General features: G+C 44.7%; 29 protein-coding genes. 12 read left to right on the top strand and 17 right to left on the bottom strand.

Translation table 11 applies throughout. The features are described from left to right. The first annotated feature begins 58 nt into the window (after positions 1 to 58). From V7O64_RS05800 to porB, 4 genes are read left to right on the top strand one after another with little or no spacing between them, the layout of a single operon-like run. Positions 59 to 607 (top strand): pyruvate ferredoxin oxidoreductase subunit gamma, encoded by a 549-nt coding sequence (locus tag V7O64_RS05800; protein ID WP_407355197.1) that lies wholly within the window; start codon positions 59 to 61, stop codon positions 605 to 607. Continuing rightward, positions 604 to 864: a pyruvate synthase subunit PorD gene (gene porD / locus V7O64_RS05805; protein ID WP_407355196.1), complete on the top strand. Its 261-nt coding sequence runs from the start codon at positions 604 to 606 to the stop codon at positions 862 to 864. Before V7O64_RS05800 ends, porD begins: the two co-directional genes overlap by 4 nt. Then, the gene (porA, locus tag V7O64_RS05810) at positions 865 to 2079 is read left to right on the top strand and encodes a pyruvate synthase subunit PorA (RefSeq protein WP_407355195.1); all 1215 of its coding nucleotides are present in this window, start codon (positions 865 to 867) and stop codon (positions 2077 to 2079) included. Beyond that, entirely contained in the window at positions 2076 to 2951 is an 876-nt protein-coding gene (gene porB, locus V7O64_RS05815; protein WP_407355194.1) for a pyruvate synthase subunit PorB, read from the top strand. Before porA ends, porB begins: the two co-directional genes overlap by 4 nt. 116 nt (positions 2952 to 3067) lie before the next feature. Here the strand turns inward: porB and fpoO are convergent, their stop codons facing one another. The 16 genes from fpoO to V7O64_RS05895 all read right to left on the bottom strand — a co-directional run bounded on the left by fpoO (position 3068) and on the right by V7O64_RS05895 (position 15065). Next, positions 3068 to 3430, bottom strand: a complete 363-nt coding sequence (gene fpoO, locus V7O64_RS05820; protein WP_407357070.1) for a F420H2 dehydrogenase subunit FpoO — start codon at positions 3428 to 3430, stop codon at positions 3068 to 3070. Position 3431: 1 nt separating this feature from the next. Continuing rightward, on the bottom strand, positions 3432 to 4883 hold the full coding sequence (gene fpoN, locus V7O64_RS05825) for a F(420)H(2) dehydrogenase subunit N (RefSeq protein WP_407357071.1): 1452 nt from the start codon (positions 4881 to 4883) through the stop codon (positions 3432 to 3434). 3 nt (positions 4884 to 4886) lie between these two features. Continuing rightward, positions 4887 to 6374, bottom strand: coding sequence for a F(420)H(2) dehydrogenase subunit M (gene fpoM / locus V7O64_RS05830; protein ID WP_407357072.1), 1488 nt, complete (start codon positions 6372 to 6374; stop codon positions 4887 to 4889). Then, positions 6374 to 8389 (bottom strand): F420H2 dehydrogenase subunit FpoL, encoded by a 2016-nt coding sequence (gene fpoL / locus V7O64_RS05835; protein ID WP_407357073.1) that lies wholly within the window; start codon positions 8387 to 8389, stop codon positions 6374 to 6376. The genes fpoM and fpoL overlap by 1 nt, the downstream gene beginning before the upstream one ends. A 2-nt stretch (positions 8390 to 8391) precedes the next feature. Beyond that, on the bottom strand, positions 8392 to 8694 hold the full coding sequence (gene fpoK, locus V7O64_RS05840) for a F420H2 dehydrogenase subunit FpoK (RefSeq protein ID WP_407357274.1): 303 nt from the start codon (positions 8692 to 8694) through the stop codon (positions 8392 to 8394). Then, positions 8694 to 8999 carry a F420H2 dehydrogenase subunit FpoJ gene (gene fpoJ, locus V7O64_RS05845; protein ID WP_407357074.1) on the bottom strand — a complete coding sequence of 102 codons (306 nt, stop codon included), beginning with the start codon at positions 8997 to 8999 and terminating at the stop codon, positions 8694 to 8696. Before fpoJ ends, fpoK begins: the two co-directional genes overlap by 1 nt. Further along, entirely contained in the window at positions 8989 to 9267 is a 279-nt protein-coding gene (locus V7O64_RS05850; RefSeq protein WP_407357075.1) for an NADH-quinone oxidoreductase subunit J, read from the bottom strand. Before V7O64_RS05850 ends, fpoJ begins: the two co-directional genes overlap by 11 nt. Beyond that, on the bottom strand, positions 9252 to 9695 hold the full coding sequence (gene fpoI / locus V7O64_RS05855) for a F420H2 dehydrogenase subunit FpoI (RefSeq protein ID WP_407357076.1): 444 nt from the start codon (positions 9693 to 9695) through the stop codon (positions 9252 to 9254). Before fpoI ends, V7O64_RS05850 begins: the two co-directional genes overlap by 16 nt. Positions 9696 to 9699: 4 nt before the next feature. Then, positions 9700 to 10731: a F420H2 dehydrogenase subunit FpoH gene (gene fpoH, locus V7O64_RS05860; protein ID WP_407357077.1), complete on the bottom strand. Its 1032-nt coding sequence runs from the start codon at positions 10729 to 10731 to the stop codon at positions 9700 to 9702. 2 nt (positions 10732 to 10733) lie between these two features. Further along, on the bottom strand, positions 10734 to 11858 hold the full coding sequence (gene fpoD / locus V7O64_RS05865) for a F420H2 dehydrogenase subunit FpoD (protein WP_407357078.1): 1125 nt from the start codon (positions 11856 to 11858) through the stop codon (positions 10734 to 10736). A gap of 10 nt (positions 11859 to 11868) precedes the next feature. Further along, complete coding sequence (gene fpoC, locus V7O64_RS05870) at positions 11869 to 12345, bottom strand: F420H2 dehydrogenase subunit FpoC (RefSeq protein WP_407357079.1); 477 nt, start codon at positions 12343 to 12345, stop codon at positions 11869 to 11871. 9 nt (positions 12346 to 12354) lie between these two features. Then, positions 12355 to 12915: a F(420)H(2) dehydrogenase subunit B gene (gene fpoB / locus V7O64_RS05875; RefSeq protein ID WP_407357080.1), complete on the bottom strand. Its 561-nt coding sequence runs from the start codon at positions 12913 to 12915 to the stop codon at positions 12355 to 12357. Further along, complete coding sequence (fpoA, locus tag V7O64_RS05880) at positions 12903 to 13295, bottom strand: F420H2 dehydrogenase subunit FpoA (RefSeq protein WP_407357081.1); 393 nt, start codon at positions 13293 to 13295, stop codon at positions 12903 to 12905. Before fpoA ends, fpoB begins: the two co-directional genes overlap by 13 nt. A gap of 274 nt (positions 13296 to 13569) precedes the next feature. Next, positions 13570 to 14076, bottom strand: a complete 507-nt coding sequence (locus V7O64_RS05885; RefSeq protein WP_407357082.1) for a hypothetical protein — start codon at positions 14074 to 14076, stop codon at positions 13570 to 13572. A 15-nt stretch (positions 14077 to 14091) separates the two neighbouring features. After that, positions 14092 to 14511 carry a DUF22 domain-containing protein gene (locus V7O64_RS05890; protein ID WP_407357083.1) on the bottom strand — a complete coding sequence of 140 codons (420 nt, stop codon included), beginning with the start codon at positions 14509 to 14511 and terminating at the stop codon, positions 14092 to 14094. Between the two features lie 104 nt (positions 14512 to 14615). Then, a complete protein-coding gene (locus V7O64_RS05895; protein WP_407357084.1) occupies positions 14616 to 15065 on the bottom strand; it encodes an Lrp/AsnC family transcriptional regulator in 450 nt (149 codons plus the stop codon). Between the two features lie 184 nt (positions 15066 to 15249). Here V7O64_RS05895 and V7O64_RS05900 point away from each other — a divergent pair, with 184 nt between their 5' ends. The 8 genes from V7O64_RS05900 (at position 15250) to V7O64_RS05935 (ending at position 22127) form a co-directional block, all read left to right on the top strand. After that, entirely contained in the window at positions 15250 to 15405 is a 156-nt protein-coding gene (locus V7O64_RS05900; RefSeq protein WP_407357085.1) for a 4Fe-4S binding protein, read from the top strand. 1 nt (position 15406) lies between these two features. Next, positions 15407 to 16693: a phytoene desaturase family protein gene (locus V7O64_RS05905; RefSeq protein WP_407357086.1), complete on the top strand. Its 1287-nt coding sequence runs from the start codon at positions 15407 to 15409 to the stop codon at positions 16691 to 16693. 59 nt (positions 16694 to 16752) lie between these two features. Then, entirely contained in the window at positions 16753 to 17739 is a 987-nt protein-coding gene (cofG, locus tag V7O64_RS05910) for a 7,8-didemethyl-8-hydroxy-5-deazariboflavin synthase subunit CofG (RefSeq protein WP_407357087.1), read from the top strand. 48 nt (positions 17740 to 17787) lie between these two features. Continuing rightward, positions 17788 to 18906 (top strand): 5-amino-6-(D-ribitylamino)uracil--L-tyrosine 4-hydroxyphenyl transferase CofH, encoded by a 1119-nt coding sequence (cofH, locus tag V7O64_RS05915; RefSeq protein ID WP_407357088.1) that lies wholly within the window; start codon positions 17788 to 17790, stop codon positions 18904 to 18906. Positions 18907 to 18913: 7 nt separating this feature from the next. Beyond that, positions 18914 to 19990: a 5-amino-6-(D-ribitylamino)uracil--L-tyrosine 4-hydroxyphenyl transferase CofH gene (cofH, locus tag V7O64_RS05920; protein ID WP_407357089.1), complete on the top strand. Its 1077-nt coding sequence runs from the start codon at positions 18914 to 18916 to the stop codon at positions 19988 to 19990. After that, entirely contained in the window at positions 19990 to 20625 is a 636-nt protein-coding gene (cofC, locus tag V7O64_RS05925; protein ID WP_407357090.1) for a 2-phospho-L-lactate guanylyltransferase, read from the top strand. Before cofH (V7O64_RS05920) ends, cofC begins: the two co-directional genes overlap by 1 nt. Positions 20626 to 20742: 117 nt before the next feature. Further along, a complete protein-coding gene (locus V7O64_RS05930) occupies positions 20743 to 20916 on the top strand; it encodes an indolepyruvate ferredoxin oxidoreductase subunit alpha (RefSeq protein ID WP_407357275.1) in 174 nt (57 codons plus the stop codon). Then, positions 20913 to 22127, top strand: a complete 1215-nt coding sequence (locus tag V7O64_RS05935) for an NAD(P)/FAD-dependent oxidoreductase (RefSeq protein ID WP_407357091.1) — start codon at positions 20913 to 20915, stop codon at positions 22125 to 22127. The genes V7O64_RS05930 and V7O64_RS05935 overlap by 4 nt, the downstream gene beginning before the upstream one ends. 133 nt (positions 22128 to 22260) lie before the next feature. On the opposite strand, the gene V7O64_RS05940 is transcribed toward V7O64_RS05935, so the two are convergent. Further along, positions 22261 to 23694, bottom strand: coding sequence for a TrkH family potassium uptake protein (locus V7O64_RS05940; RefSeq protein WP_407357092.1), 1434 nt, complete (start codon positions 23692 to 23694; stop codon positions 22261 to 22263). Positions 23695 to 23712 lie beyond the last annotated feature (18 nt).

Here is a 23712-nt window from a genome sequence, read left to right on the forward strand (position 1 = left end):
GAAATCATCAGATCAATAATCACGTGAAATATATTACAAGGTTTATGGAGAATTCTAGATGAAAGAAATACGAATACACGGTCGAGGTGGTCAGGGCTCTGTCACAGCTGCTGAACTATTGGCTGTTGCTGCTTTTGCAGACGGGAAATTCAGCCAGGCCTTCCCCGCATTCGGTGTGGAAAGGAGAGGAGCACCGGTCCAGTCATTCACAAGGATCAGCAATGAACCCATCAGGCTCAGAAGTCAGATCTACGAACCTGATTACGTTATAGTGCAGGACCCCACACTCCTGGAAGTAGTTGATGTTGCATCGGGCCTTAAGGATGATGGAATACTTATAATCAACAGTGACTTTGATGCTGACAGTTTCGATATCAACACAAAGGCAAAGATAATGACGGTCAACGCAACAAAGATAGCACTGGACATTATCGGCAGGCCAATAGTAAACACAGTACTACTTGGAGCCTTTGCAGGTGCAACAGGTGAGATAGAGCCTGAATCCATCAAGATGGCTGTGAAAGAGAGGTTCCCCGGCAAAATAGGAGAGAAGAATGCCGAGGCGATCCAGGAAGCATACAGCATGATGAAGGAGGAGAAGATATGAAGATCCTACCGGGAGGAGTATGTGAGGCAGGAAGCACCATAGTCAACAAGACAGGCGGATGGAGAAATTTCAAACCGGTCTACGATTATGACAAGTGTATCAAATGCAAACTATGTGAATTACTATGTCCCGATATGGCGGTGAACCCCAGGGAGGACGGATACTTTGAGTTTGACTATGATTTCTGCAAAGGATGCGGGATCTGTGCAAACGAATGTCCAAAGAGTGCAATTGACATGGTTCTGGAGGAGAAGTAAATGGCACCTGAAAACAAACTTGATAAGAGCAAGATGGTCGTTGTAGAAGGATCATATGCTGTTGCACATGCTGTTAAGACCTGCAGGCCACATGTAATATCAGCATATCCTATCACGCCGCAGACCCACATTGTAGAGGAGCTCTCTCAATTCATGGCAGACGGTGAGATACCTAACTGTGAATACATCAATGTGGAATCTGAGTTCTCAGCACTCTCCGCACTGGTGGGTTCTTCAGCCACCGGAGCAAGGTGTTACTCAGCAACAACATCACAGGGACTTGGACTCATGCATGAGGTACTTTTCAATGTATCAGGAATGAGGTTACCTGTTGTGATGACCATCGTGAACAGGGCTGTCAGTGCTCCCATTAATATATGGAACGATCAGCAGGATTCCATATCCCAGAGAGATACCGGCTGGATACAGTTTTACGCCGAGCATATACAGGAAGTCTCGGATATGACAGCACAGGCCTTTAAGGTATCAGAGGATAAGGATATCCTCATGCCCTCAATGACCTGTATGGACGGCTTTATCCTGTCACATGTTTATGAACCGGTAGTGCTTCTTGAACAGGACCTCACAGATGAGTTCCTTCCTAAGTATGAACCCGAATACGTGCTTGATCCAAAGAGACCGCTAAGCTTTGGAGCTTTTGCAGATCCTCACTACTACACAGAGTTCAGATACATGCAGGAGCAGGCAATGCAGCGGGCCCTTAAGAAAATAGAGGACGTGGCAAATGAATTCTACGATGTATACGGAAGATACTACGGAGGACTTATTGATGAATACCGCACAGATGATGCAGACATCATCATCATGGCAATGGGATCCGTTATCGGAACCATTAAGGACGTCATTGATAAGCTCAGGGACCGGAATGTGAAGGTCGGTCTTTTGAAGGTCAGGGTGTTCAGGCCATTCCCTGCGGAAGCTATCAGGAATGTTATAAAGGATGCAAAGGTCGTTGTCGTGCTTGACAAGAACATATCACTTGGGCTTAACGAGGGTGCACTCTGCACTGAGACAAAGTCGATACTTTATAACTCAGATATCAGAGTCCCTGTCGTAGGTTATATGATAGGTCACGGCGGGCGTGATATCAAGACAGACACTATCGAGAAGATAGTCGCTGAGGCAGAAGAGGTCATTAAGACCGGGATCAGGATCGAAAACCAGTTTACCGACCTGAAGGAGGAACTACTATGAAGAATTTGTTCGGTTCGGGACACAGGGGATGTGCAGGTTGCTGTGACGCAATGGCTGCAAAGTTCACACTTATGGGTGCCGGAGAGGACTGTATAGTCATTAACCCTACCGGATGCCTGGAAGTTATGACTACCCCTTTCCCTGAGAGTTCATGGAACGTGCCATGGATACATTCCCTTTTTGAGAATGCAGGAGCTGTGGGCTCAGGTATCGAGGCTGCTCTTAAGGCACTCGGAAGGAAAGAGAGCACAAAGGTTGTTGTAATGGCAGGTGACGGCGGAACGCTTGACATTGGTATGCGTTCCATATCAGGCGCCTTTGAGAGAGGCCATGACCTCACTTATGTCTGCATCGACAATGAGGCTTACATGAATACCGGTGTACAGAGAAGTGGAGCAACACCATACAATGCATCGACCACAACAAGTCCTTCAGGAAAGGTATCCTTTGGAAATCCAAGGCCTAAGAAGAACATGCCTGCTATAATGGTTGCACATGGTTCACCATATGTGGCTACAACTTCCATTGGTTTCCCCAAGGACATGATCAACAAGGTCAAAAAAGCCACAGAGATCGTGGGCCCTACCTATATACACGCGCATGCCCCGTGCACTACTGGATGGGGATACGATACTTCCAAAACCGTAGAGGTCGCAAAGATGGCAGTCCAGACCGGACTGTGGCCACTTTACGAGATCGAGGATGGGGAGCTCACAAAGGTCAGGAAGATCGGTAAGAACATCAGGCCTGTTGATGAATACCTTAAGATGCAGCGTCGTTTCAAGCACCTCTTCACCATGGAAGGCGGCGTGGAAGAGATCGCAAAGATACAGGCAATCGCTGATAAGAACATTGAGTTTTACGGGTTGTGACCCGTAAACTTTTACTTTTTGGCTCCATTTTGGTGAAAAACTGACCTAGACAGAAGAGTCTTCCAGAGCCTTGTCTTTTTTGAAAAATAAAAAAATAGACCGGCATAACCGGTCATTTAATGATGTGCGTGCTGGTCTTCCGCCTTCTGCATTTCCCATGTCTTATGTGCCTCATCTATTGAGGTGAGGCACTTTTTGCAAAGCTGTACTGTATCTTCCTCAGCACCCTTTGAGAATGAGGGCCTGCTGATGGTCACATCGTACAACTGCGCAATGGCACCACAAAACTCACATTTACCTGCTGTTCCGCAGCTGGGGGCCTCTGCCTGCTTATCATGGGTCTTCTTTCCTGCATTAAGGCATCCTTCACATAGTCCCTGCCACATTCCATGCGGGTAGGAATGTGCATATTTTGGCTTGAACACCCTTACAGGAACCACTGTGGGAATAGCGACTCCACAAAGATCACAGTCTGCCATTTTAAATTCCTCCTGGGATCAGTACCTTTGCAGCTTCCATTGACCAGTAGATGAATGGCTCTGACCAGAAACCTATAACAAGTACACCGATCACAGCAATAACCAGTGCAATGGTGTATGGAAGAGGTTCTGATATCTTCTCACTGTCCGTTGGAAGGAAGTACATGTATTTAACGACCTTTGCATAGTAGTACAGGGAGATCGCACTGTTCAGTATAGCTATCACTGCAAGCCACACAAATCCGGCCTGTATGGTTGATGAGAACAGGACGAACTTGCTCATGTAACCTGCTGTAAGCGGGATACCAGCCAGTGCAAATACGAACACGGTCATAGAGAGAGCCGTTACAGGCATTCTCTTGCCAAGACCCCTGAAATTGTCTATGTGATCAGGGTCAGCCGAATCCTTGTTCTCTGAAAGGACCATGTATACTACCGCTGCAGTTGCAATGAAAGCTCCTGCCTTCATGAAACCATGTGAGAGGGCATAGAGTATGCCACCTCCAAGTGCCATGGGTGTGAGCACCACAAATGCCATGGAGATGTAACCTGCCTGGGCAAGTGAAGAGTATGCGAGCATTCTCTTGACACTTGTCTGGTTAAGGGCTACAATGTTACCATATGTCATTGTGATCACTGCAAGTATTGCAAAGGCTAGCTGCCATTCGGCCTGGAGGGCTATCAGTGCAACAATGAATACCTTAAAAGCTGCTACAATACCCATCTTCTTAGAACCGGCTGCAAGCAGTGCCGATACAACAGAAGGTGCACCCTGGTATGTATCCGGAGCCCACATGTGGAATGGTACAAGAGCTATCTTGAAACCGAATCCTGCTATCAGGAGAACCGTTGCAACAAGTCCCATCGGACTTGAGAGAAGTACTTCCATGTTGGCTGCTACTCCAGGAATGCTGGTCGTACCGGTTGCCCCGTAAATGTAGGAGATGCCAAAGAGCAGTAAAGCAGCTGAAAGGGAGCCTATGATAAAGTATTTCATTGCAGCTTCAAGTGACCTTGGGTTCTTCTTTTCAAAGCCTGCCAGTGCATAGGTTGCAAGACTTGCAAGCTCGAATGCAACGAAAAGTACCATCAGATCGTTTGCAGATGCAACGAACATCATACCAATGGTTGCGAATATCCCAAGGGTGAAGAACTCTTCCGTGTGGCTGTTACCTTCGGTATACTTGATACCTGAGATCGCAAAGAGCAATGCAACCACAAGGAACACTATCTTGAAGAACTGGGACAGGGCATCTATGGACACAGTATCGTAGAAGATGGTTGCCTGCGTTCCAAGGCTTGATACCGTAAAGAAGAGGGCAATGAGAATACCCAGACTTGCCAGGTAACCCAGTATCTTCTTAGAGCCTGTCGGGAGGAAAAGCCCGATAAGCAATACTGCCAGCCCTGTTAGTACAAGGGTGAGCTCAGGAGCCAATAACATCAGATCCATATCTCACACCCCCATTACAGCCATAAGGCTGACTATCTGTTCTGAACTTGTCAACATCATTTCAAGCACCGGGCTTGGATTAAGTCCGAAGTACAGTATGAGGATCGCAATGATACCCATAGAAAAGGTCTGGTATCCATTGATATCCAAAACAGTACCGAGTTTTTCGTTATATACACCAAACATCGCCCTCTGAAGAGCCCACAGGTGATACGCAGCAGTTATCACAATTGCCAGCAGTGCAATAATAACGTATGCAGGCAGGTTCACAAAGGTTCCGGCAAGTACAGATACCTCTGCAATGAAACCACTAAGTCCCGGAAGTCCCAGGGATGCCATGAATGTAAGTACCATTATCACTGCCAGCTTCGGCATCTTCTGTGCAAGGCCACCAAGATCGTTTATTATCCTTGTGCCCGTTGCATTATTGATGATACCACATGACATGAACATAATGCTCATGATAAGTCCATGTGAGAACTGCTGGAACATAGCCCCTGATACGGAAAGAGATACAAGACCTGCTGCACCCAGTGTCACGTAGCCCATGTGGCTCACACTGGAATATGCGACCATTCTCTTGAGGTCCTTTTGGGAGAGTGCCAGGAATGCACCGTAGATTATGCTCACTGAACCCAGAACTGCCATGATGGTTATCATCAGGTTTGGAGATGCAGTGAATGGCAGCATCGGCAACATAATCTTGAAAAGACCGTAACCACCGATCTTGAGCATGACAAAGAGCACACTGCCTGCGGTCGGTGCCTCAGTGTATGCATCGGGAAGCCATGAGTGGAACGGGAAGCTTGGTATCTTGACTATGAAACCAAAGAGCAGGGCCAGGAATATCATGTCCTTTGCAATTCCGGATTCTATGAACTGGAACTGTGAAAGGAGGTATGGTATATCAAGGCTTGGGGTTCCTGTCATGTCCCATGCTGCAAAATAAAGTCCGAATATACCAAGCAGCATCACAAGGGACGCCACATGGGTGTATATGAAGAACTTAATTGATGCATGGTGTTTGTTGGGCCCTCCCCAAATGCTCACCATGAAGAAGAGCGGTATGAGAGTGAGTTCCCAGAATACGTAGAACAGGAAGAAGTCAAGTGCGGTGAAAACACCGATAACAGCACCCTCTGTTGCGAGTATCAGTGCATAGAACCTGTTAGGTGATTTTCTCTCATCGTTCCATGTAAAGATGATGAGCAACGGAAGGACAATTGCATTGAGAAGTATCAATGGCATTGATATTCCGTCAACACCCAGGTGGTAGGATATACCAAGGGAAGGTACCCATTGTATGAACTCCACGAACTGATTGTCTGCTATGGTGCTGTCGAAGTTAAAGTACATGAACACTGTTAGCAACAGTACGATAACAGTACCTGTAAGGGCAAGGGCTCTTGCCTGTTCTTTTGTTTTTGTCAGTAATATAAGTGCTGCAATGACCAGAGGTATCAGCACGATCATAGATAATATCGGCATCATCAGAGTACCTCCATTACCACTTTAATGAGAATCACCAGAAGACTTACCCCGGTGATAACAGCAGTGGCATAGTTCTGTACTGCTCCTGTCTGGAACTGGCGCAGTGACTCTCCGGTCTCCAGCATAAGTTCACCCATCCATTTGACCATCCAGTCAAAACCTCTGTCAATGGCACTTCCTGCAAAGGCAAATCCTTCATAGATAACCTTGACTGAGAAGAAATTGGTGAAGATGGAGTTCTGGTAGTACCTGTTATACAGGAGCTTGTAAACGGCATTGTTCCTGGACACAAGGCGGTCCATATTGACGACCTTCAGTCCGTAGATAAGGAAAGCTATCACAAAACCTGCCAGTGCAACGATCAGTGGCATCCAGAGTATAATCGCGGGCTCATGATGATGCCCGTGTGATGCAAGATGATAGCCACCCATGGTTGCAAGTTCGTGAATGTCCATATTCACGAAATTGTTAACGAAGGTCCCGCTGACAAATTCATTGAACACCCTGGATGTAAGGCCACCGAAGAACAGCGCAAAGACTGCAAGTATAGAGAGCGGCACTGTCATGGATGCGGGTGATTCGTGCCCACCGTAATCGGTGCGCGGCTTTCCATAGAATGTCATGAAGAGCAACCTGAATATATACAGGGATGTCAGAAGTGCTGCGACAATGGCGAGTACATATGGTATCCATGCCCCGGTTGTTTCCCCGAACAGGTATGCACTTTCTATGATAGCATCCTTACTGAAGAAACCACTGGTACCTATGGATGTCCCCGGAATACCTATACCTGCAAGCGCCAGGGATGCTGCGAGCATTGTTGCTGCCGTTATTGGCATCACCTTTGCAACACCACCAAGCTGCCTCATGTCATGTGTACCTACTGCATGGATCACACTGCCTGCACACAGGAAAAGCAGAGCCTTGAAGAATGCATGGTTGACAAGGTGGAAGAGGGAGATACCAACAGCTTCTGCACCAATTGCCGCACCGATACCAAGACCCAGCATCATATACCCGAGCTGGCTTATGGTAGAGTATGCAAGCACACGTTTCAGGTCGTTCATGACAATTCCCATGGTTGCTGCAAATATTGCAGTGAAAGCACCAAGGTATGCCACTATCATCAGTGAATCAGGAGCTGCTATGAACATCGGGAATGTCCTTGCTACCAGATAGACACCTGCAGTAACCATTGTTGCTGCGTGTATGAGAGCTGATACGGTTGTCGGACCTTCCATTGCATCAGGAAGCCACACATGAAGCGGGAACTGGCCGGACTTACCAACTGCACCACCGAAGAACAGGAGTGTTATCAGGGTGATGTGGCTTACCTCCATTCCGAGGATGTTTGAATTCATTGCTGCAATTTCCGGAATGTGAGCAAATATCTCGTCAAACCTTAGTATGTAAACTCCGTCCGGGATGGTACCGTTGAATATCTTGAACAGATCAGAGAACAGGATAACGATACCTGCAAGGAACATCACATCACCGATCCTGGTTGTCAGGAAGGCCTTCTTTGCTGCTGATGCAGCAGATGGCTTCTCATACCAGAAACCGATGAGCAGGTATGAACATACACCTACAAGTTCCCAGCAAATGAAGAGCTGGAGAATATTGTCCGAAAGGATCAGACCCAGCATTGAAGCTGTGAACAGTGCGGTTTCGGCAAAATATCTGGAAGGTGCTTTGTCGTGGGACATGTAGCCTACTGAATAGATATGAATAAGCAGACTTACAAGTGTTACCATTGAAAGCATAACAGCTGCCAGCGGATCAACAAGGATACCTATGTTGAGCATAGCAAACCAGCTGTATGACTGGTTTATAACCATTTCAGGATTTGCAAGCAGTTTCAGTGTTATTAATATTGAAATCACAAATGATGCTGCGATAGCTGCTATTGGGATTATAGCGCCGCCAGTTGGCAGTTTCTTCCCGAGGAAGAAAGTCAGCACAAAGGCCAGTGCAGGCAGGAGTGGTATTAAGAATGCAAGATCTTCTACTGCCATTTTTACCACCTCAGTATGTTAATGGAATCAAGGTTTATGGTATCCTTCATTCTGTAGAGAGACATCAGTATAGCAAAGCCTATAGCTGCCTCTGCAGCTGCCAGTGCGATGGAGAACAATGTGAACACCTGCCCTGTAAGATCACCATTGTAGCTTGAGAATGCCACAAGGTTGATGTGAGCTGCATTCAGCATAAGTTCCACGCACATGAGGATACGGATACCACTGCGTTGTGTCATCAGCCCATAGAGACCTATGGAAAAGATAATTGCAGCAAGAGCAAGGTAAAAGACGATCGGTATCATCACTTATCATCTCCTTTTGCCATGTAGATGGCACCCATCAATGCGGATAACAAAACAATAGCTAATATTTCGAACGGAACCACAAACTCGGTGAATATGAGCACACCGATTGCCTGGATATTACTCTGGTCTTCCAGATTCTGAGGAATCTGGTCCAGTGAGGGCCATCCTGTTGAAAAAACGGTAACCAGTATGACCGCCAGGAACAGAACTGCAACCATCATACCCAGGATGCGTGGTTTCAGGTAGTTATACACAGATGTGATAACACCCATCACTGTGAATGATACCTCTTTATTCAGCATCTGTACCAAACTCCTTCTTCGTAAGCATTACAGCGAACAGTATCAATACACCTATTGCACCAATGTAGACAAGAACCTGGACAACACCAAGGAACTGCGCATTGAGCAGTATGTAAAGCGCTGCAACAACGAACATCGTGACTACCAATGCAATGGCTGCCCTTACTACATCCCTGGCCGTTACCACAAACAGAGAGAATACTATCGATACAAGCGCCAGGACTGCAAAAACGATCATTTCAACTATTGAGCCTATTGTGGTGTCCATCTGCTCACCTCTTCACCAGCTTCTTCTTCAGCATTAATATCAACTTCCCTTGCCAGCATATCCGGTGTAAAGAGAAGGTCCTCATGGTTCCAGCGAATGACACCCGTCAGATACACCTTTGAACTTGACAACGCATCCTTTGGACACTGATCGATACATAGCCCACAGAACAGGCAGTGACCGATATCTATTGCAGGGAACCATCTTTGCTTGTCACTGTCCGGACCAATGCGTGCCCTGACTATTTTGATAGCATTGTTGGGACATGTATTGGCACATATTCCACAACCTATACATTTACTTTTATCAAGTTTCTGTAAGCCCCTGAATCGGTCTGAAAGTTTTGTGGCTACTTCCGGACACATCCTTGTAACAGGTGGACCGAAGTAAATGTTTTTAACTGCTGTTATAATATTTTTGATAACCATTCATTCACACCCCCAGCAGGCCCAATACAACTACCCATCCCAGGTTAAGGAGGGATAATGGCAGAAGCTTTTTCCAGCTCAGGTCCACAACCTGGTCTATCCTGTACCTTGGAACAGCCCACCGGATCATGATGATCGTGAGTATTACCAGTACCACCTTTCCCATGAAGAAGGCAGTCGGAAGGATTATACCAAGGATAGTGTTTGCAGTAAGTGCTGCAGGCAGGTTCCATCCGCCAAGGAACAGCAGAACAATTAGCATTGAGCCAAGTATAAGGTGTATATATTCTGCGAAGAAACCCAGACCGAATCTCATACCTGTGTATTCAGTGATCCATCCGGCAATCAGTTCTTCCTCTGATTCGTTCTGGTCAAAGGGAAGACGACCCATATCTGCCATGATCGCAACGAAGAATACAATAAATCCGATTGGTTGCATGATTATGAACCACAGAGGATTCTGTGCCTGAGCTATTTCCACTATGTTCAATGAACCGGCCATCACAGCAACACTTACTATACAGATACCAAGAGGTACCTCATATCCTATCATACGTGCGAAGTTCCTGAAAGCACCGAGAACGGAATACTTGTTGTTTGCACTGTATGCAACCATGAAAATACCAATAATGGATATAGCAGACATAGCTTCAATGTAAAGGATACTGATATCCATATCAGTTGCAGCTATCGGATACGTCTCGCCATTAATTATTATTGCACCGAAAGGAATTGCCACAAGCATCAGGAAAACTGACCCCATGAGAATGATAGGTGCTGATACGAACAACAACCTGTCAGCGTTCTTGGGAATGATGTCCTCTTTGGTGAACAGTTTGATAGCATCGGCAACAAGCTGGAGCAAACCGTGCGGACCGGTCCTCATGGGACCATATCTCTGCTGGATATCCGCAGAAAGTTTACGTTCAAACCACACAGCAGCCATTGCACCAAGGAATATGGCACCCATAAGACACAGGCCAAGGATACCTCGCAAAAGAGGGTTGTAGATTATATCATCCAAATGCATCATCATGATCACCTGTCAACCTCACTGGTACATGTGTCCATACTTCCGGCAATAGCCACTATATCTGCGACGTTCACACCTTTAAGAAGAGGTGGAAGTGTTTGCAGAGTTGGATAAACCGGTCCTCTTACCTTAACGCGGTATGGTTTGTCAGAACCGTCTGAGACCATATAGAATCCCATTTCTCCCCTGGGAGACTCCACACGATGGAAAACCTCTCCTGCGGGTACCCTCATAACCGGTGATCTCTTTCCATATGGAGTATTTTCGGGAAAGATAGGGCCTGATGGGATCTGGTCAAGGCATTGCTCTATTATGTACATGCTTTCACGCATCTCATCCAGACGTACCTGGATCCTTGCGTAGACATCACCGTCTTTATGTGTGCAAACCTTAAAATCCAGGTCATCGTAGACAAGGTAGGGCTCATCCTTGCGTATATCAAAATCAACACCTGTTGCCCTGAGAGGCGGACCGGATACTCCGAGATCCTTGGCAACATCCGCTGTGAGCACACCTATACCCACAGTCCTTGCCTTGTAGATTGAATCGGTCCTGTACTGATCTTCATAATTATCAATGGCTTTGCGGAGGTTTCCAAAGACATACTTCACATCATCCTTGAAACCTTCGGGAAGATCATCCTTCACACCACCAAAGCGCAGGAAACTGTGTGTTATACGTGCGCCTGTAACAGAATCCATAAGGGTAAGCACATCCTCCCTGTCCCTTATCGTATACATGAACATGCTCACAAAACCCACAAAGGATGCATATTCACCCATACCCAGCAGGTGACTCTGTATCCTGGAAAGTTCTTCCATTATCACACGAATGTATTGTGCCCTTTCGGGTACTTCTATACCTGCCAGTTTCTCAACACAGCCTACATATGCCTCTTCATTGGTAAGTGCTTCAAGATAACATATCCTGTCCACAATGGTTATTCCCTGAAGATATGTCTTGTTCTCAAGAATCTTCTCGATGCCTTTGTGGATCCAGCCCATCTCGACCTCGGAATCCACAACGGTCTCACCTCTTAATTTCGCATTCAGCCTGAATGGTCCCGGCATCATGGGATGTTGTGGTCCAAGGTGCACTATCATTTCAGAAGGTCCAACTGTTTCTTCCATAATATAATCCTCACACCAAATTCTTAGCCGTCTTGTTGGGGAAGCCTTTATAGTCCTTGCGCAGTGGCCACTCACCGAGCATCTCTTTTGGAAGTACAAGAGGTTTAAGGTCGGGGTGGTTAAGGTACTTCACACCATACAGTTCGTACGTTTCTCTTTCGTACCAGTTAGCATTCCAGTATACGGGTACTACCGATTCAATCTCCGGGTTATCCCTTGGAAGGATAGCCTTCATCGTAAGTATGACCGGATGTTCGTAGGAACCTATCACATATACCACTTCTATCTCATTCCTGTCCGGACGGTCAATTCCGAATTCACAACAGAGATGTCCAAAAGACAGTTCCTGTTTGAGGTAGCGGCATACATCCACCACATTTTCAGGCTTCACTTTGGCGAAGGTCCTTATAGCAGATTCGATATCTGCATCATATATATCATCAGGGAACCTGCCTGTAAGTGAAGCAATTATAGATTCAGCGTCCATTTTTTCACCTCAATACTCGGTACCTTTATCCTTCTTAGCTTCGATCTTCTTCTGAAGCTCAACAAATCCCTGAATCAGAGCTTCACACCGCGGAGGACACCCAGGTACGAAAACATCAACCGGGAATATCTCATCTACATTCTGATGCGTACTGTATGATTCGTAGAAAGGGCCACCACTTATGGCGCAATCACCAAAACAAATAACCCACTTCGGTGCAGGCATCTGGTCCCAGATCCTTTTCAGCGCAGGAAGATACTTCTTTGTCACATATCCACTGATGATCATGACATCAGCATGTCTTGGGGAATTACGAGGAATGATACCAAAACGGTCTGTATCATAGTGAGCCATACCTGTGGAAAGCAGCTCAACACCACAACAACCCATTGCATTTACCATGAACCACAATGAATTCTTGCGACCCCAATTCAGCACATCCTGAACCTTTGTTTTCTTGATGAAGTCGCTGATGACATTCGAATCGGTCAGCACTACACCGGGGACATCAGCGTATCCCACATTTTGGACTTCGCTTTGTTCGACTTGTGTCTGCTCTACTTCATCCATTTAAGAGCCTCCTTCTTGACAAGATACACGTAGCCAAACAGTACAATGAAAATAAAGACTGACATTTCAATGGTTGCTATTTCAGTGATATCATGTCCTTTAAAGATGGCAGCCCACGGATAGAGGAAAAGGACCGCAATATCAAAAAGAACAAAAGCGATGGCATAGAGATAATACTCGACATTGAACTGTATCCTGGCGCTTCCTTTTGGAAGAGAACCAGCCTCGTATGTCGTGTACTTTGCTGATGATTTACTCCTCGGACTTAATGTTTTAACAAGGAACATTGTCAGAGGTGGCATCAAAAGCGCCACTATAAGAATGATTGCAACCGGTATGTAACTATTGGCTATGTTACTAATATCGATTATTCCTGACATAAACTATTCTCCTGAAAGTTATAAAGGTAGAGAGACTATTCGTATAAAACACCTTCGTGTAAGGGATTGATACAAATGCTTCTACAACCTGTGCGGCTAGATGGAACATATCTGTTGAGATATTTTTCAATAGATAGTGTCGGCTAGTAATGATATTAATTCATCATATTTAAATTGTGTTAGCATCATGCTGACAACCCGAAAATCATTACAAAAAAGATAGGACATAAAGTAGCAAAAAACACGACAGAAATACAGAAAAAAAGAAAAGGCATCAGACACTTTTCAAAGAGAAGTATTTCTTTATGACAGTATCGCATTCAGAACATGAGATGACCATCCAGTCACCCACGTCCCTGCGGACGTACTTATCAAAGATAGAGGCACCACATGTAGGGCATACATAGTAGTCCTTGAAATAATAGTGATAAAAATAAGGCGTTGTTTCAAGCCAGTCAAGAACCTGCTGCATGCGTTCGAAATACCTTCTTCTGGAAGCTGGAGCTTCTTGCATATCTATTGCGTTGGAAACACGGGCACTGACATCTTTAGTATGCTTCTCAGATTTTTTTGATATTTTTTTATAATCGGAAATATACTTTGTGGTATTTGAAAGATAATTAAGATAAGCAGCATGCGCCTTGGGCTCCCTTCTCCAGATGGTGCGAAGGAAATATTCACCCATGACGTCTTCCATTATGTCCACACATGCAGTGCATATATTATATCCTTCATAGTGCCTGAAGTCCTGCAACTCCCCGCATATAACACACGTTTCCATTATGAGAACCTCCCATCAATCTACAGAGTGAGGAACCATAGCCTCGCGGGTGAACATTATAGGGAATATATTAAGGACTGCAAGCAAGTCACCTTCCTCAACCCTGCCTGTTTCCTGGCCCAGTATATAGGCAGAATCTATCACTCGCTCCCTGTCCACAGGTCTTGCCCCTCCTTTTGTACCTACCTTGACAAGCGAAACAAGTGCATGATGAGAGAATGTACAGGGAATAGCAACCATATCAGACTCTAATGGTATCTCTTTGACTTTGATCTTCTTGAATTCACCAGCACGTATATCAAGACTCTCATCAGAGATCACCATTTCCCATTTTGCACGTGTGGCAATGGTAAACTCGTATGTTGAAGCCTCAACTCTTTTAGATGTCACTTCCCCTTCATTTCTGGAGACTACCTGGATAATTTCATTCTTCATAAGTCCACCAATACAAAAATGATTTACACCCATATATAATTATGCATAACTATAATGAATAATAATGATAAAAATTGCCGCATAAACATGAGCATCTGCAGAAATTATTTCTTAAGGATTATGCAGCTTTTTTCTTTATGACACTTAGTCGTCAGAATACTCTGTGAATCCTTTACACCATCCATATTCCCTATCACCTGCAGGACATTTTCCTTCAGCGAATGTATGTCAAACGTCCTGACCTTCAGGAGAAGATCATAAGGCTCAAGTAATTCATATATCTCAAGTACATCATCGATATTCCTGAGCCGGTTTATAATGTTTATCCTTTTACTCTGCTCAATATTAACTCCGATAAACGTTGTGACAGTCAGGCCAACCTCGGAAGTATCCACTTTTACTGTGAATTCACGGATAACACCTGTTTCACGCATTTTCTCGATTCTTTTATGCACTGTAGATGTGGCCAGTTCAAGGTCTGTTGCAATCTCTGTGCTATGCATCCTTGAATTCTTGCAAAGGCGCTCTAATATCGCAAGGTCAACTTCATCCATGATAATATAATTATATGTCTATAATAATAAATATTTCTGTTTGAAGAGCAACATGAAACAAAATGTGAGCAATTATTCAAAATATGCCATCATAGAAATCATCCCGCATAAAAAAAGTGGAGAACAAAGAACAACAAGACTTTTTATTGTTGAAATCCTTATACAATAAAATCCGGTGAATACCATGAAAGTGAATGAAAACTGTGTAGGATGCGGCCAATGCGTGGCTTTTTGTAAATTTGCAGCCATTGAAGTCAGAGGAAAAGCAGTAATAACTTCCTCCTGTGTGGATTGCAGATTATGTGCCGCATACTGTCCGGTAAAAGCAATAGAGGCATAGAATGAAAGCAATTGTTATCGGTTCAGGACTTGGAGGGCTTTTGAGCGCAGCCAAACTCTCAAAAAAAGGATATGATATCGAGGTCTTTGAAAGACTTCCAATAATAGGAGGGAGGTTCACAAACATCCCGTATAAGGGTTTTCAACTGAGCACCGGCGCATTGCATATGCTTCCACACGGACCTGCCGGACCCCTTGCACAGCTTCTTGAAGATGTAGGTGCCGACGTGGAAATAATCCGCAGGAAGCCCATAGCGGTAATAAGGATACCAAGGAAAAAAGGGGACACAGATTACAAATATGGACACAAGGACCTGCTCTTTGAGAATTTCAGAACACCATTCACCCTGTTAAATCGCATCAAACTGATGTATTATGTAGTAAGTACACGGAAGAACCCTCCTTCAGGGCAATCCTTCAGACAGTGGTGTCAAAAACATCTGCAACAGGACTGGACATACCGCATCTCAGATTCCTTCTTTGGATGGGCATTGAGCCTTAAAGCTGCAGATGTGCCTGCAGAAGAAGCTTTTGCAATCATAGAGAACCTCTATCATCACGGAGGACCGGGAGTTCCCATGGGAGGATGCAAGGCGATCACAGATGCACTGGCAAATATTGTGCAATCCCATGGCGGGATAATTCACGTCTCATCCGAAGTAACAAGGATCAATACAAAAGACGGGAAGGCCATAAGCGTAACAGTGGATGGTAAAGAACATCCTGCAGACATCATTATCAGTGATATTGGCCATAATGCTACTGCGGAATTGATATATGAGAAAGAAGGCATCGCCGGAATGGCAGACTACATAAGCAAAGCAAAGGATCTCAGGCCATCTGCAGGAATAAAAATATGCCTTTCTTCTGACAAGCCCCTCATCGGACACGGGGGGGTACTGCTCACACCCTACGCAAAGAGAGTAAACGGAATAAACGAGGTCACAAATATAGATCCAAGCCTTGCACCTGAGGGAAAACACCTTACAATGGCTCACCAATGTGTTCACTGGGATGATATCAATGATCTTGAAAAGGAGATAGAGCTGGGACTTGAGGATCTTAAAGATATTTTTGCAGGAAAAGAATATGAAGTACTTCTGATACAATCATATTCAAATGAATGGCCTGTCAACAGGTCACCTTCCGGTGCGGACCTCAATAACAGGACCCCTGTGCCAAACCTGTATGTCGTCGGAGATGGAGCAAAGGGCAAAGGAGGTATTGAAATAGAAGGGATTGCACTTGGAGTTCAAAACTGTGTACAGGAGATCATGGTAAGAGATTGACCGTAAAAGCATGAGCGATTAAACTTATGTAAATTGCTGCTTTAATCAAGGAACTGACAATGGATGATTTTGTAACATTCTGCCGTAATGTATTCGTGCCTGTAACAAATGTCTGCAGGAACAAATGCGGGTACTGTACATTCAGACGTGACCCTGATGAACCCGGGGCACAGCTCATGAAAATAGAAGAGATAGTACCTGTCATTGAACAGGGAAAAAATGCAGGCTGTACAGAAGTTCTTTTCACTTTCGGAGAGTATGCAGAAGAAGTGCCACAGTATAGAATATGGCTGGAGGAGCTTGGTTATTCCAGCACTATAGATTATATCTGCCAACTGTGCAGGATTGCTATAGATAAAGGACTTTTACCACATACCAACGCAGGGGTCCTTAACTATTCAGAACTTGAAAAACTGAAGCCTTTCAATGCCAGCATGGGCCTCATGCTCGAAACAACAGCCGACCTTGTTGCACACGAAGGCTCGCCTGGCAAGGTACCTTCAAAGAGAATAAAAACGATACGTTATGCAGGAGAACTAAAGATTCCTTTTACCACCGGCATACTAGTAGGTATTGGAGAGACACTGGACGACAGGATCAATTCCCTGCTGGCCATAGCAGAATTACATGAAGAATACGGCCATATACAGGAAGTTATCATACAAAACTTCACCCCAAAGCCACAAACACCTATGTCTGATATATCTTCTCCTACCGAAGAAGAGATGATGCAGGCAATACTGATAGCAAGGGAAATACTGCCCAATGATGTGGCAATACAGGTTGCTCCTAACCTTATAGATCCCTACACCCTGATACAATGTGGGGCCAGCGATCTGGGCGGGATATCCCCAACGACCATCGACTGGATAAATCCTGAAGCTGACTGGCCAAGCATTTCAAAACTCATGGAAATGGTCCGTGATGTAAAGCTGAAGGAAAGACTTCCGATATATCCGCAGTACATCAGGAAAGAGTGGTATAGTGATACCTTAAAAGAGCTCATTCATGAGCTTGCAGATGAGGAAGGGTATCGCAAGGCATGAGTTAGATGGCACATAATTTAAATAGAAAAGATAAGTATCGGAGAAAATATGAACCCTACTGGTATTCCGGATGATATAATAGAACGTGCCTGCGAAGGTAAGACCACAAAAGAAGATGCGCTTTTTCTGCTGGGAATACCTCCGTTCAGACTTTTTGAGCTTGCCGACAGGTTGCGTTATGAAACGGTAGGTGACACAGTAACCTATGTTGTCAATCGGAACATTAACTTTACTAACCGATGTGTTGGCAACTGCGGCTTCTGCGCATTCCGGGATAACACCGGTTATATCATGGATATTCCCCAAATACTGGAAAAAGTAAAAGAAGCAGAAAGCCTTGGAGCAACAGAGGTTTGCATCCAGGGAGGATTATTACCGGATGTGGATATTGATTTTTATACCAGCATGATAAGGGCGGTCAAAGCCGAATACCCCCACATTCACACACATGCATTCTCCCCAATGGAAGTCTACCATGCTGCAAAGCAAAGTGACATTACCATTGCTGAGGCCTTAAAGCGCCTGAGGGATGCAGGGCTTGACACAATGCCCGGCACAGCTGCAGAAATCCTTTCAGACAGAGTAAGGCATATAATATGCACCGACAAGCTCAGGACCCGGGAGTGGGTGGATGTCATCACCCAGGCACACGTGGCAGGGATTAATACAACTGCAACGATCATGTATGGTCATATCGAAACCATCGAGGAACGTATAGATCACATCATGCTTATAAGGGACATACAAAAAAGAACAGGTGGCTTCCTTGAATTCGTACCACTCACTTTCATGCCTTACAATAACAGGATAGGGGATGAAATGATCAATGCAGGAAGATACGCCACTCCGGGAATACAGGATCTGCAATTGTATGCTCTTGCACGCATAATACTCAACACTCACATAAGCAATATACAGGCAAGCTGGGTGAAGCTTGGCAAGAAACTTGCGCAGGTTGCCCTTTTCTGTGGTGTCAATGATCTGGGAGGGACACTGATGGAGGAGAAAATATCAAGCTCAGCCGGATCCACGAATGGTCAGTTCATGTCCGCACAGGAACTGGAATGGTTTATCACTTCATCAGGAAGAAAGCCGCTTCAGAGGAATACCACTTATAAACCAATCCTAAACAGCAATCCGACACAGATAAAACTCAAAATTGCCTGAGGATAAGATGTATTCACCTATTACTGACGATATAATTGACAGTGCACACAATGGTGAGATGTGCAAGGAAGATGCTGTTGCCTTAATGGAGGCAAATCCCCTCGAACTCTTTGCCCTTGCAAATGATCTGCGCTATGAAGCTGTAGGAGATAAAGTAACATACGTTGTTAACCGCAATATATACCTCACCAATATGTGTGCCGGAAACTGCGGTTTCTGCGCATTTAAGGAAAAGGAGGGATATGTTCTTTCTACCGAGGAAGTTCTTGAAGAAGTTGAAAGGGCATACAATGCAGGAGCTGTGGAAGTTTGTGTTCAGGGAGGGTACATTCCACAACTTAGTATGAACCATTATGCAAATATCTTTGATGCCATACGCTCCGATTATCCCACAATGAATATACACGCCCTTTCCCCCATGGAAGTATTCTATGCAGCCGCAATGGAGAACATGCCGCTAGAGGAGGCATTTATACTGCTGAAGGAATGTGGTGTCGGCACTATGACCGGAACATCAGCAGAAATACTTGTTGACCGTGTTAGGAAAATAATCTGCCCGGACAAACTTACAAGCCAACAATGGATAGATACCATTGAAACGTCACACAATGCCGGCCTTAGGACAAACTCAACCATAATGTATGGTCATGTTGAAACAGTTGAAGAAAGACTGGACCACATATTTACAATTCGCGACATACAACAACGTACCGGAGGGTTCACCGAATTTATCCCCATGCCTTTTATGCCATACAACAACAGGATAGGCGAAGCTATGATGCAGGATGGCAAGTTCATGAGCACCGGGATTGATGATCTTCGCTTGCAGGCTATTTCCAGGATAATCCTGCACAAATATATAGATAATATACAGGCAGCCTGGGTTAAACTTGGAAAGAAGCTGGCAAACATGGCATTGTTCTGTGGAGCTAATGATCTGGGTGGCACCCTTATGGAGGACAGGATCACTGTAGCTTCCGGTGGAACAAATGGAGAATATACCCCTGCAACAGAGCTTGAATGGATGATACGCCAGACAGGAAGGACACCACAAAAAAGAAATGCCCTTTATGAGGAAGCTTAATGAAAGCATTGATACCCTATAAAAAGAAAAACGCCAAGTCAAGACTTTCAACCGTACTCACGCAGCAGGAACGTGAAGATCTTGTAGAGCTGATGCTCAGAGATGTTGTCTTCAGCCTCTGTGAAGCCGGAATTGATGAAATAGACATACTTACAACACTTGATAACGGAGTTCCGACAGACCTTGGAGCAAATGTAGTACTTGATGAACATGATCTGAATGAAGCTATAAATGGCTACCTTGAACATGAGAGAAGACCTGTTTTGATAATCATGGCTGATGTGCCCCTGGTAAGGAGTGAACATCTAAGAGAGATCAGTTCAAGATCAGAGGACATTGTAATAGTTCCTGGAAAGGGAGGGGGGACGAATATTCTTTTCATAAAGGACCCTGCAAACTTCAGTGTCAAATATTATGGCCCCAGTTTCCTCAATCATTGCAATATAGCAAAAGTAAGGAATTGTTCGGTGTACGTTTATGACTCCTTCCTTTTAAGTACTGACATTGATGAGCCTCATGACCTTGTAGAAATAATGCTGCACGGACATGGAAATTCACTTAGATATATAAATGAAAGATTTGACATTGAAACGGGAAGGACAAGAGCTAAAATCAGCGCTCCTGGTAATGCATAAGCCACATATACTGCTTATGCTATAATTGCTTCCTGAATTCTGTGATATAATTGATTAGAAAAATATATTTTATCTTAATGTGTTAGGTACAGTTTATATAATCAATAGGTGATGATGGTGACCATCAAAGTAAATAAATTCAAATGCGGATATTGTGGTGCATGTGTAGGTGTGTGTCCGGCCGGAGCGCTTGAATTGATCGAAACATGGATAGAGGTCAGTGAGATGTGCACCGCCTGTGGCGTCTGTTCCAGAATATGTCCTGTTGGAGCCATTGAGGTGAAAAAATGAAGAGTGAGTATGATGTAGTGGTCATTGGGGCAGGCCCTGCAGGGTCCATTGCAGCAAAAACAGCGGCTCAGAAAGGTCTTGATGTACTCCTGATAGAAAAGAGGCAGGAGATTGGTGACCCGGTCAGATGCGCAGAGGGGGTAAGCAAAGTATGGCTGAGAAAACACATAGAACCTGATATGCGCTGGATATGTGCAGACGTAAAAGGATCACGCATATTCTCACCAGATGGCACCATGATAGAAATGGCTGAAGAGATAGCAGGAGGAGAAGTGGGATATGTCCTTGAACGCAAGGTATTTGACAGGACACTTGCCTACGAAAGTGCAAAGGCCGGAGCGGAAGTAATGGTCAAAACACGTGCTATCGACCTTATTATGGAAAAAGGTTTCGTTAAAGGTGTTAAAGTAATGCATCTTGGAGAAACATATGATATCAGTTCAAAGATAGTTATCGCTGCTGACGGAGTGGAATCAAAAGTTGGCAGATGGGCGGGTATTGACACATCCATCAGGCCTGCAGATATTGAGACCTGTGCCCAGTACCTGATGAGTGGTACAGGCATCGACCAGAACTATTGTTATTTCTATCTTGGAAACGAAATCTGTCCCGGAGGCTATGTATGGATTTTCCCAAAAGGGGGAGATCTTGCAAATGTAGGCATTGGTATCCTTGGAAGCAAGTCAGGGGAGAAACATGCTGTTGATTACCTGAACGAGTTCATAGAGAAGAACTATCCACATGCCAGAATACTGGAAATGGATGTAGGAGGCGTGCCAGTCTGCGGATCTATCGAAAGGACCATTACAAACGGACTCATGTTGGTGGGAGATGCTGCGAGACAATCCGACCCCATAACAGGAGGAGGCATAATCAATGCAATGGAAGCAGGTAAAATTGCCGGTGAAGTTGCATATAATGCCATATCCAGAGGTGATGTATCGATCAACGCATTGCAGGAGTACGAAAAAAGATGGAGAGAAAAGATAGGCCTTGAAATAGATAACAGCCTGATGGTCAAGGACATTTTTATCAAATTCACTGATCAGGAAATAAATTCCCTGGCTCGTTCACTTGAAGGAGTAAACTTTTCAAGCATGAGTCTCCTGGATCTGCTTTATGCGCTGTTTAAGGCAAACAAGAAACTATTATGGGACCTTAGAGTGCTTTTCAAGAATGTCATAAAATACGATCTGAACTTTGAACGCTGACCGGGTGCATACTGCCCCGGTAAACACTCTTTTTATTGTAACGCCTGCAGGGCATGATTGTAAATTTCCGGCTTCACGGTGGTATGCAATTGGTAAAGAATCATCTGGTAATCGCCCCTGTTTGACCAACGTATTATCTTTTCCAGAACTCGGGAGTCAGCATCACGATAACTGTGAATATCTCAAGCCGGCCAATCCACATATTTGCTATGAGCAAAAGTTTTCCAGCCAGTGGTACAACATCAAAATTGGCCATCGGACCCACAAGGCCAAATCCCGGACCGATGTTTCCCAGAGTAGCTATGGAAGCCGTAATAGAAGTTATAAGATCCATTCCCAGAAGAGACAGAATAATTGTGGACAGGGCAAAGATCATAAAATAGATCACTACAAAGGAAACTATGGCCTGCATCACATCTTCGGGTACCGTTCTGTTGTTGAATTTTATAGGTTTCACAGCCCGGGGATGTATCGATTTGAACAGAGCACGTTTTGCATATTTAAGCAATAAAAGGATCCTTACTACTTTGATACCTCCGGATGTCGAACCTGCACATCCCCCTATGAACATAACCACCAGCAGTACCATTTTTGCAGAGTCTGCCCACAGGTTAAAATCCACGGTTGCAAATCCGGTAGTTGTTGTAATAGAAACCACCTGGAAAGCGGAATATCTGAAAGCGTTCAGAGCTGTTTCACCCATGTCTTTCCACAGATCGAATGCAAGGATCGAAGTTGCAAGTATCAAAACAAAAGCATAGAACTTGAATTCATCATCCTTCACAAGACAACAACAGTCCGTATACATGGTCCTGTAATGAAGTGCAAAGTTAGCACCTGCGATTAACATGAAGAAAGTAATCACCCCTTCCACCAGAGGACTCCCAAATACCGCGATACTTTCAGAATAAGGAGAAAAACCACCACATGCCATCGTTGAGAAGGTGTGTGTGACAGCATCATATAAAGAGAGACCCACAAGCATCAGAACCACTACCTCTATCAGGGATATGAAAACATACACCATCCAAAGTATCTTTGCGGTTTCCCTGATCCGGGGTTTTATCTTATCCTCTGTCGGACCGGGGGCTTCAGCCCTGAATAACTGCCTTCCGGCAACACCAAGTTTTGGAAGGATAGCAATGAAAAGCATGATAATACCCATTCCACCTATCCATTGTGTCATGCTGCGCCAGAAAAGGATGCTTTTTGAATGGGCTTCTATATCCACAAGGATAGTAGCACCGGTTGTTGTAAAACCTGACATGGATTCAAAAAATGAATTGACCGGACTTATTCCGTCAAGCATGAACGGAATCGAACCGAAAAATGCAGCTGCAAGCCAGCCGAATGCAACAATAGCAAAACCTTCTCTTATCTTCCACTCTTCTGTGGATCTATTAAAACGTGAGAGCAGAATCCCCGTCATACCTGTAATTATGACAGCTACTAAAAAAGGAGCTAGCGGATCACCATAATAAATGGCTACCAGCAAGGGCACTATCATAATAGCACCCAGGAACCTTAGAAGTCCCCCAAGGACGTTTAATATGACCCCGTAATTCAAAAGTAAGACCTCTTTGAA

It is taken from the genome of Methanolobus sp. WCC5, from assembly GCF_045690325.1.
In the GTDB taxonomy this organism is placed as follows: domain Archaea; phylum Halobacteriota; class Methanosarcinia; order Methanosarcinales; family Methanosarcinaceae; genus Methanolobus.

Bases quoted from the DNA above. Each gene is read 5' to 3' on its own strand.
- V7O64_RS05890 (WP_407357083.1), bottom strand. From the start codon at position 14,511: ATGAAGAATGAAATTATCCAGGTAGTCTCCAGAAATGAAGGGGAAGTG.
- cofG (WP_407357087.1), top strand. From the start codon at position 16,753: ATGGATGATTTTGTAACATTCTGCCGTAATGTATTCGTGCCTGTAACA.
- V7O64_RS05850 (WP_407357075.1), bottom strand. From the start codon at position 9,267: ATGGACACCACAATAGGCTCAATAGTTGAAATGATCGTTTTTGCAGTC.
- V7O64_RS05885 (WP_407357082.1), bottom strand. From the start codon at position 14,076: ATGGAAACGTGTGTTATATGCGGGGAGTTGCAGGACTTCAGGCACTAT.
- V7O64_RS05895 (WP_407357084.1), bottom strand. From the start codon at position 15,065: ATGGATGAAGTTGACCTTGCGATATTAGAGCGCCTTTGCAAGAATTCA.
- V7O64_RS05900 (WP_407357085.1), top strand. From the start codon at position 15,250: ATGAAAGTGAATGAAAACTGTGTAGGATGCGGCCAATGCGTGGCTTTT.
- porB (WP_407355194.1), top strand. From the start codon at position 2,076: ATGAAGAATTTGTTCGGTTCGGGACACAGGGGATGTGCAGGTTGCTGT.
- cofH (WP_407357088.1), top strand. From the start codon at position 17,788: ATGAACCCTACTGGTATTCCGGATGATATAATAGAACGTGCCTGCGAA.
- fpoI (WP_407357076.1), bottom strand. From the start codon at position 9,695: ATGGTTATCAAAAATATTATAACAGCAGTTAAAAACATTTACTTCGGT.
- porA (WP_407355195.1), top strand. From the start codon at position 865: ATGGCACCTGAAAACAAACTTGATAAGAGCAAGATGGTCGTTGTAGAA.
- fpoK (WP_407357274.1), bottom strand. From the start codon at position 8,694: ATGATACCGATCGTCTTTTACCTTGCTCTTGCTGCAATTATCTTTTCC.
- fpoL (WP_407357073.1), bottom strand. From the start codon at position 8,389: ATGGCAGTAGAAGATCTTGCATTCTTAATACCACTCCTGCCTGCACTG.
- fpoO (WP_407357070.1), bottom strand. From the start codon at position 3,430: ATGGCAGACTGTGATCTTTGTGGAGTCGCTATTCCCACAGTGGTTCCT.
- fpoH (WP_407357077.1), bottom strand. From the start codon at position 10,731: ATGATGATGCATTTGGATGATATAATCTACAACCCTCTTTTGCGAGGT.
- V7O64_RS05935 (WP_407357091.1), top strand. From the start codon at position 20,913: ATGAAGAGTGAGTATGATGTAGTGGTCATTGGGGCAGGCCCTGCAGGG.
- fpoN (WP_407357071.1), bottom strand. From the start codon at position 4,883: ATGGATCTGATGTTATTGGCTCCTGAGCTCACCCTTGTACTAACAGGG.
- cofC (WP_407357090.1), top strand. From the start codon at position 19,990: ATGAAAGCATTGATACCCTATAAAAAGAAAAACGCCAAGTCAAGACTT.
- V7O64_RS05905 (WP_407357086.1), top strand. From the start codon at position 15,407: ATGAAAGCAATTGTTATCGGTTCAGGACTTGGAGGGCTTTTGAGCGCA.
- fpoD (WP_407357078.1), bottom strand. From the start codon at position 11,858: ATGGAAGAAACAGTTGGACCTTCTGAAATGATAGTGCACCTTGGACCA.
- fpoB (WP_407357080.1), bottom strand. From the start codon at position 12,915: ATGGATGAAGTAGAGCAGACACAAGTCGAACAAAGCGAAGTCCAAAAT.
- cofH (WP_407357089.1), top strand. From the start codon at position 18,914: ATGTATTCACCTATTACTGACGATATAATTGACAGTGCACACAATGGT.
- fpoC (WP_407357079.1), bottom strand. From the start codon at position 12,345: ATGGACGCTGAATCTATAATTGCTTCACTTACAGGCAGGTTCCCTGAT.
- fpoA (WP_407357081.1), bottom strand. From the start codon at position 13,295: ATGTCAGGAATAATCGATATTAGTAACATAGCCAATAGTTACATACCG.
- V7O64_RS05800 (WP_407355197.1), top strand. From the start codon at position 59: ATGAAAGAAATACGAATACACGGTCGAGGTGGTCAGGGCTCTGTCACA.
- fpoM (WP_407357072.1), bottom strand. From the start codon at position 6,374: ATGATGCCGATATTATCTATGATCGTGCTGATACCTCTGGTCATTGCA.
- fpoJ (WP_407357074.1), bottom strand. From the start codon at position 8,999: ATGCTGAATAAAGAGGTATCATTCACAGTGATGGGTGTTATCACATCT.
- porD (WP_407355196.1), top strand. From the start codon at position 604: ATGAAGATCCTACCGGGAGGAGTATGTGAGGCAGGAAGCACCATAGTC.